General features: G+C 36.8%; 7 protein-coding genes. 6 read left to right on the top strand and 1 reads right to left on the bottom strand.

Annotated elements, in window-relative coordinates:
- Positions 1 to 126 precede the first annotated feature (126 nt).
- Both gloB and KO502_RS09015 read left to right on the top strand, forming a co-directional pair.
- Positions 127 to 975 (top strand): hydroxyacylglutathione hydrolase, encoded by an 849-nt coding sequence (gene gloB, locus KO502_RS09020; RefSeq protein WP_216022251.1) that lies wholly within the window; start codon positions 127 to 129, stop codon positions 973 to 975.
- A gap of 115 nt (positions 976 to 1,090) precedes the next feature.
- Positions 1,091 to 2,743: a LysM peptidoglycan-binding domain-containing protein gene (locus KO502_RS09015; protein ID WP_216022250.1), complete on the top strand. Its 1,653-nt coding sequence runs from the start codon at positions 1,091 to 1,093 to the stop codon at positions 2,741 to 2,743.
- 110 nt (positions 2,744 to 2,853) lie between these two features.
- Here the strand turns inward: KO502_RS09015 and KO502_RS09010 are convergent, their stop codons facing one another.
- Positions 2,854 to 3,399, bottom strand: a complete 546-nt coding sequence (locus tag KO502_RS09010) for a hypothetical protein (protein ID WP_354668314.1) — start codon at positions 3,397 to 3,399, stop codon at positions 2,854 to 2,856.
- A 447-nt stretch (positions 3,400 to 3,846) separates the two neighbouring features.
- Here KO502_RS09010 and ccoN point away from each other — a divergent pair, with 447 nt between their 5' ends.
- The 4 genes from ccoN to ccoP are packed head-to-tail and all read left to right on the top strand — an operon-like array spanning position 3,847 to position 7,119.
- A complete protein-coding gene (gene ccoN / locus KO502_RS09005; protein WP_216022249.1) occupies positions 3,847 to 5,271 on the top strand; it encodes a cytochrome-c oxidase, cbb3-type subunit I in 1,425 nt (474 codons plus the stop codon).
- A gap of 9 nt (positions 5,272 to 5,280) precedes the next feature.
- On the top strand, positions 5,281 to 5,925 hold the full coding sequence (gene ccoO, locus KO502_RS09000) for a cytochrome-c oxidase, cbb3-type subunit II (protein WP_216022248.1): 645 nt from the start codon (positions 5,281 to 5,283) through the stop codon (positions 5,923 to 5,925).
- Positions 5,926 to 5,948: 23 nt separating this feature from the next.
- Positions 5,949 to 6,155, top strand: a complete 207-nt coding sequence (locus KO502_RS08995) for a CcoQ/FixQ family Cbb3-type cytochrome c oxidase assembly chaperone (protein ID WP_216022247.1) — start codon at positions 5,949 to 5,951, stop codon at positions 6,153 to 6,155.
- Entirely contained in the window at positions 6,148 to 7,119 is a 972-nt protein-coding gene (ccoP, locus tag KO502_RS08990; protein WP_216022246.1) for a cytochrome-c oxidase, cbb3-type subunit III, read from the top strand. The genes KO502_RS08995 and ccoP overlap by 8 nt, the downstream gene beginning before the upstream one ends.
- Positions 7,120 to 7,376 lie beyond the last annotated feature (257 nt).

The following is a 7,376-nucleotide window of genomic DNA, read 5'->3' as shown; positions in this document are numbered from 1 at the left end:
ACCTAAACAAATTCGCCTTGTTATTGCACATCGAGCATAGCTCTGAGTTGGGAAGAAATTTAATCAAATTGGTATTAGTTGTAATTAATATGCAAATTCACATTTAACAAAACTAGGTAAACTTCTATGTCAGATACGTCTTCGACCGAAATAGCTCCAACAGTCAATGTTATTAACGCTTTTAACGATAATTACATTTGGGTTATTTCACACCAAAATACTAATGAAATAGCTATTGTTGATCCAGGTGATGCTGATGTTTGTATTGCTTACTTACAAAAAAACAATAGTGTTCTATCAAGTATTTTAATCACGCATCATCATAACGACCATATTGGCGGCATTGCCAAGTTACTTGCCTACGCTAAAGATAATGCATGGCCGGTTACTGTTTATGGTCCAGCCAATGATGGTATTAAACAGCTTGATATAACTTTAAAAGAAAATGACATAGTCACTTTAGCCTCTATTAATTGTCAGTTTAGGGTAATTGACTTACCTGGGCATACGCATGGACATATCGCTTATTTCAACGAAAGTATTGTAGATGGTGGTCGTAAATCCCAACCTATATTATTTTGTGGTGACACTTTGTTTTCCGGCGGTTGCGGGCGAGTATTTGAAGGTACACCTAAACAAATGCATCACTCCTTAACAAAATTAGCCCAATTACCTTCAAACACTTTAGTTTACTGCGCTCATGAATATACCCAAGCAAATTTAACTTTTGCTTTAGCGGTTGATCCTGAGAATAACGAGTTACAAACTTACGTCGAAGCGGTAAAAAATAAGCGTCAACAACACCAAGCCACCATCCCAAGTAACATCGCTTTAGAGTTAACAATAAATCCTTTTTTACGTTGTAATACGCAAACAATAAAAAATGCAGCACAAAAATTTACAAATAACCATACAAGTGTACAGAGTGAAGTCGATGTTTTTACAGTAATAAGGGCATGGAAAGATAATTTTTAAAAAAGCAAATAACGCATTTTAGCTTTTAAAAATCAGCAATAAGTTAGCTTGATAGCCTTAAAATATGATAGTCTCCTAAATCGTTTTTAATTCTCATCGATTTTATTGGTTGTTCATGAAGTATTTATTATTAACCTTTCTACCTTTAACTCTACTATTAATTAGCTGTCAAAGTATTCCCCCAAGTGACGATGAAACAGCCACAACACTCGGTGTTGAAGAAGAAATAGAAACCGCAGATCCATTAGAGATCAACCAAGCACTTTTAGCGGATGAAAGTGTTGATGTAATTCATCCGGTAGCCGACGGCGATTTCAGTTTAAATAAGACCTTAAAAAATGACACAAATAATGCTGATAATATTTGGCCGCGTATCCGTAGCCAATTAACGTTTGATATTCCCGAACAACCTCGCATTATTTCTCAACGAAATTGGTTTTTAAAACATCCAAGTTACCTTACCCGTGTGGCTAAACGCGCGGAGCCCTTTCTTTATTATATTGTTGAAGAATTAGAAAAAAACAATATGCCTTTAGAATTAACAATGCTACCTGTAGTTGAAAGTGCTTTCGACCCGTTTGCTTATTCGCATGGTCGCGCTTCGGGTATGTGGCAATTTGTACCTGCCACTGGTGAGCGTTTTGGTATGGAACAAAATTGGTGGTACGACGGGCGACGTGATGTTGTAGCCTCTACCCAAGGCGCTATAGCTTACTTAAAATATTTAAACAAATTTTTTGATGGCGACTGGATGCTAGCATTAGCCGCTTATAATTCTGGCGAAGGCCGTGTACGTAACGCCGTTAGAAAAAATAAACGTTTAGGTAAAGCTACCGATTTTTGGTCCCTTGATTTACCAAAAGAAACTCGCGCTTATGTGCCCAAGTTACTTGCCCTTGTTGATATAATTAAACGCCCTGCAGATTTCAACTTGTCGCTCTACCCCATTGAAAATAAAGCGGTACTGTCTGAAGTTGATATTGAATCTCAGCTTGATTTAGCCAAAGCGGCAACTCTTTCTGGGTTAACGCTCGCTGAATTACAACGCTTAAATCCAGGTTATAATCGTTGGGCAACTGCTCCTAAAGGACCACATCGCTTATTGTTGCCTTCTCATACTGTTGAACAATTTACACAAGGGCTAAGTCAATTAACTCCTAAAGAGCGCCTTGCTTGGGAGCGCTATAAAATTAAAAGCGGTGACAATTTAGGAGCTATAGCCAATAAATTTAATACTCGTGTCGATTTAATACAAAAAGTAAATAATATTAAAGGTAATAATATTAGAGCAGGTAAATACTTGCTGATACCTGTAGCGGCCAAATCACTCGATAGTTATATTTTTTCTCAAGGCCAACGAATAGCCAAAAAACAAAGCAGACCGCAAAAAGGCGTTAAAATTGTTCATATTGTAGCTTCAGGCGATAACTTATGGGATATTGGCCGAAAATATAAAGTAAACAGTAAAAGCATTGCTAAATGGAATGGTTTTGCGCCAAGAGATACATTAAAGGTAGGTCAAAAATTAGTTATTTGGCAAAAAAGTAACACAGCAAGTAATAACAGCCAAGTAAGTAATAATGTTGAGAATGCAATAATGCGCAACATTACTTATAAAGTGCGCAGCGGTGACTCGTTTGCTCGTATTGCTGACAAATTCAATGTGAGCATTAGGGATATAGAGCGATGGAACAACCTTAATAGAAATAAATATCTACAGCCCGGCCAGCGCTTAAAGCTTTCCGTTGATGTGACAAATAATATCTAATCGTCATTCAAGTTAAGTACACTCAATCAAAATAAGTAAAATATATCTTCAATATTGCGGTAAATGAGTCTTTATCATTTACCGCTGCTGCTTATGTCGTCAAGCAATCATCAAGATCGCTGACTAGTAAAGTCAACAAAAAATGTTTGTGACATTCCTTCTCTTTCAACCGTTAACCAAAGTCGCCAAATCATTTCCTCTTCACTACAACTACCTAACAAACTTTCAGCACTATACCTCTCTCCAACGTCACTTTTTGAGTTTTGTTCAAAAAAAATAGGTATTTTACCCATAAACATATCTCGACCTTCAAGGTGAGCTTTTATTGTGACATTTGGCTTATCAACTTGAACGGGTAATGACTCTTCTTTATCTATGTTCTCTATTAATGGGGTAGCTAAAAAAGATAACTCAATTACAAAAGGTGATTCTGTTTTAATATCATTAACGACTTCATTATTAGGGCGAACTTGTGCGAATTTCACATTAAAGCTCCCTATTTCAGTGACTATATCACATTGACTTTGACTGCTAATACATTGCGGTAATAATTCACTCACATGAGTGTTTGTTTTTTGTTCACCCACTGGATTACAAGCAGAACACGCAAACATTACTAAGAGAAATAACGTTGCAAGGGGAAACTTAATTAACACGGTTAAACCTCTTATTCAAAATTAACAGACTAAACTAAAACGAAAGTTATTTATTATCTATTAGCTCGGACGACTTTACTAGCTTATGTTACTAGCCCAAAGATGTTAGATACTAAATTTATCTGTAACAGCATATTTTTAGTTTTTATAATTTGTTGAATATTTATTAAGATTTAAGTTCTCTCTTCTTCATTTATAACGACATAATAAAACACTTTATTGATTTACATCTAATTTAAACGTCTATAGCGGTTGATTTATCTCTAGCGCAAGAGTTAAAATTACGACGAATATGAAACATTTATTTACACTGATGTGAAATATCTACAAGCTCAATGAGCAAATACATAGAATGAGTATTAATTGTGCCTTTTATCTAAGCGTTCTTGATAGATATTCAAACAATAATACTGTCCTGTTTAATAATAACTCTGCGGAATCCTTAACATGACCACAAGTAATACGTCAGCAGTAGACTACAACTTTAATGTTGTTCGTCAATTTACTGTAATGACTGTAATCTGGGGAATCGTTGGTACCTTCTTAGGTGTACTTATTGCAGCGCAATTAATTTGGCCTGCATTAAATTTTGAAACACCTTGGTTAACCTACTCCCGTCTTCGTCCACTTCATACTAATGCGGTAATTTTCGCTTTTGGTACAAGTGCATTATTTGCGACCTCTTATTATGTTGTGCAACGTACCTGTAAAACAACACTCTTTGGTGGCAAACTAGCTGCTTTTACTTTTTGGGGCTGGCAAGCGGTTATTCTTTCTGCAATTATTAGCCTACCTTTAGGTTACACATCAACTAAAGAATATGCTGAGTTAGAATGGCCAATCGATATTTTGATTGCCGTGGTTTGGGTTTCGTATGCTATTGTTTTCTTTGGAACTTTAGTTAAACGTAAGGTATCTCATATTTACGTTGCTAACTGGTTCTTTGGTGGTTTTATCGCAACCGTTGCGGTATTACACATTGGTAACTCAATGGTGCTTCCTGTTTCAGCAATGAAATCATACTCTATCTACCCTGGTGCTATCGATGCGATGATGCAGTGGTGGTATGGACATAATGCCGTTGGTTTCTTATTAACTGCTGGTTTCTTAGGTATGATGTATTACTTTGTACCTAAACAAGCTGAACGCCCTGTTTACTCTTACCGTTTATCTATTGTTCACTTTTGGGCATTAGTTTCTTTATATATTTGGGCTGGTCCTCATCATTTACATTACACTGCATTACCTGACTGGGCACAATCAGTAGGTATGGTAATGTCTATCGTTTTATTCCTTCCTTCTTGGGGTGGTATGATCAACGGTATTATGACACTTTCTGGCGCATGGCATAAACTTCGTACAGATCCTATCTTACGTTTTTTAATTGTTTCATTATCTTTCTATGGTATGTCTACTTTTGAAGGTCCAATGATGGCAATAAAATCAGTGAATGCTTTATCTCATTACACTGACTGGACTGTTGGTCATGTACACTCAGGTGCTTTAGGCTGGGTTGCTATGGTTTCAATTGGTGCTTTATACCATTTAATTCCTGTGTTATTTAACCAAGGCCGTATGTACAGCATTCGCCTTATCAACGTGCATTTCTGGTTACACACTGCAGGTGTTGTACTTTATATCGTAGCAATGTGGATTTCAGGTGTAATGCAAGGTTTAATGTGGCGCGCGGTAAATAGCGACGGAACCTTAACTTACAGCTTTGTTGAGAGTCTAACCGCATCATACCCATTCTACTTTATCCGTTTCTTAGGTGGTGTTCTCGTTGTAAGCGGCTTTATTTTAATGGCTTATAACATGTTTAAAACAATCTATGCTAAAGACAATAGTCTTAAGCCTATAGATGCAGCTTAAGGAGGCCACATGAAAAATTCACATGAGAAAGTTGAAAAGAACGTTGGCTTGTTTTTTCTTTTCACCGTTATGGCTATCAGTATCGGTGGGTTAGTTGAAATTACACCATTGTTCTTTCAAAAAGAAACCAATACACCGGTTGATAACTTAAAGCCTTACACAGCGTTGCAAATGGAAGGACGTGATATATACATCCGCGAAGGTTGTAGTAACTGTCATAGCCAAATGATCCGTCCATTTCGCGCAGAAACAGAGCGTTACGGTCATTACAGCGTAGCGGGTGAAAGTGTGTGGGAACATCCATTTTTATGGGGCTCGAAGCGTACAGGGCCAGATTTAGCTCGTGTTGGCGGCCGTTATAGTGACGATTGGCATATTGCCCATTTAACTGATCCTCGTTCAGTAGTTCCAGAGTCAAACATGCCTGCTTATAACTGGTTAAATACCAATACACTTGATGGCGAATTAATTGCTAAAAAGTTATCTGTATTTAATGAGTTAACTAAAAATCGTCGTTTTAAAGATGAAGATGGTAATGATATTCCGCTTTATTCAGAAGAGTATATTGCTGGTGCAAAAGCAGAAGTTGAAGGTAAAACTGAAATGAGTGCTTTAGTTGCCTACTTACAATCGCTTGGTCACGCACTGAAGTAAGCGCCGTACCTGAAGGAAAAGTTATGGATTACGGAACACTTAGAGGGCTTTTTGCCCTCCTTATATTGGCACTGTTTATTATCATTGTTATTTGGTCTTATTCAAAAAAACGTAGAGCTTCATTTGATGAAATTGCAAACTCTATTCTTGAAGAGGATAATGTAACTGCTGCTGATAATAACCAGGCTATAAATAAAGATAGCAAACAGGAGACGAATAATAATGTCTAGCTTCTGGAATATTTGGATTTGGGTACTTACCCTTGGTTTATTAGTAGTAATATTCTTATTACTACGTATGTGCTTAAAAAACTTTGCCGGTGTTGAAGAAGGCGAATCAATGGGTCATAGCTTTGACGGTATTGAAGAGTTAAATAACCCTTTACCTAAGTGGTGGAGTACCTTTTTCTTATTAACTATCATTTGGGCTTTTGGTTATATTGCTTTTTATGGTTTAGGTAGTTGGACTGGTCTTTTAGGCTGGAAAAGCTCAAACCAAGGTATTTTAAACCTTGCTGAATCTAAAGCTAAAACATTAGAGTATTTAGACAAGGACTCTGGTGTTTTAGTACAATATGATCGTGAAGTTGCCGCTGCTGAAGCTAAATTTGGTCCTATCTTTGAAGCTTACGCTGCGCGTGACATTAAAGACTTGGCCACTGATGATGAAGCATTAAAAGTAGGTCAACGTTTGTTTATTCAAAACTGTGCACAATGTCATGGTTCTGATGCTCACGGAACAACAGGTTTCCCTAATCTAGCTGATAAAGACTGGTTATATGGCGGTAGTCCTGAAACCATCAAAGAAACAATCATGAATGGTCGTAAAGCATCAGGCATGATGGCTTGGTCAAGTACATTAGGTGGTGAACAAGGTGTTAAAGAAGTTGCAGCTTATGTAATTAGCTTAAGTGGTCGTTCTGTGGATCCTGAACTTGCGAAAGCAGGTAAAGGAAAATTTGCAATCTGTGCTGGTTGTCATGGTCCTAATGGCCAAGGAAGTTTAGCTATGGGTACACCAATGGGCGCACCTAATTTAACCGATAATATTTGGTTATACGGCGGCTCAAAACGAGTGATTGAAGAATCTATTCGTAATGGCCGTGCTGGTATTATGCCTCCATGGAAAGACATTCTAGGTGAAGAAAAAGTACATTTAATTAGTGCTTATGTTTACAGTCTGTCTCAAGACTAGTAAATAACTTTACTAATCAATTGATAAAAAGCCTTAATTATTTAACATAATTAAGGCTTTTTTATTGTAACGTCTAGTAAACTACACAAATTGATTATATTTATACCAATCTGATTAAATTTCTTCCCAACTCAGAGCTATGTTCGATGTGCAATAACAAGGCGAATTTGTTTAGGTCTAGTCATTCTAAATCAAATAAATTTAACGATGTTAATGTGCATCGAGCAAGCTCCCAAAGGGCGAATACCTAATAAAAA

It is taken from the genome of Colwellia sp. E2M01 (assembly GCF_018860585.1).
Classification (GTDB): domain Bacteria; phylum Pseudomonadota; class Gammaproteobacteria; order Enterobacterales; family Alteromonadaceae; genus Colwellia.
Note: the sequence above shows the minus strand (reverse complement) of the source record. Positions and strands in the feature narration are given on the sequence as shown.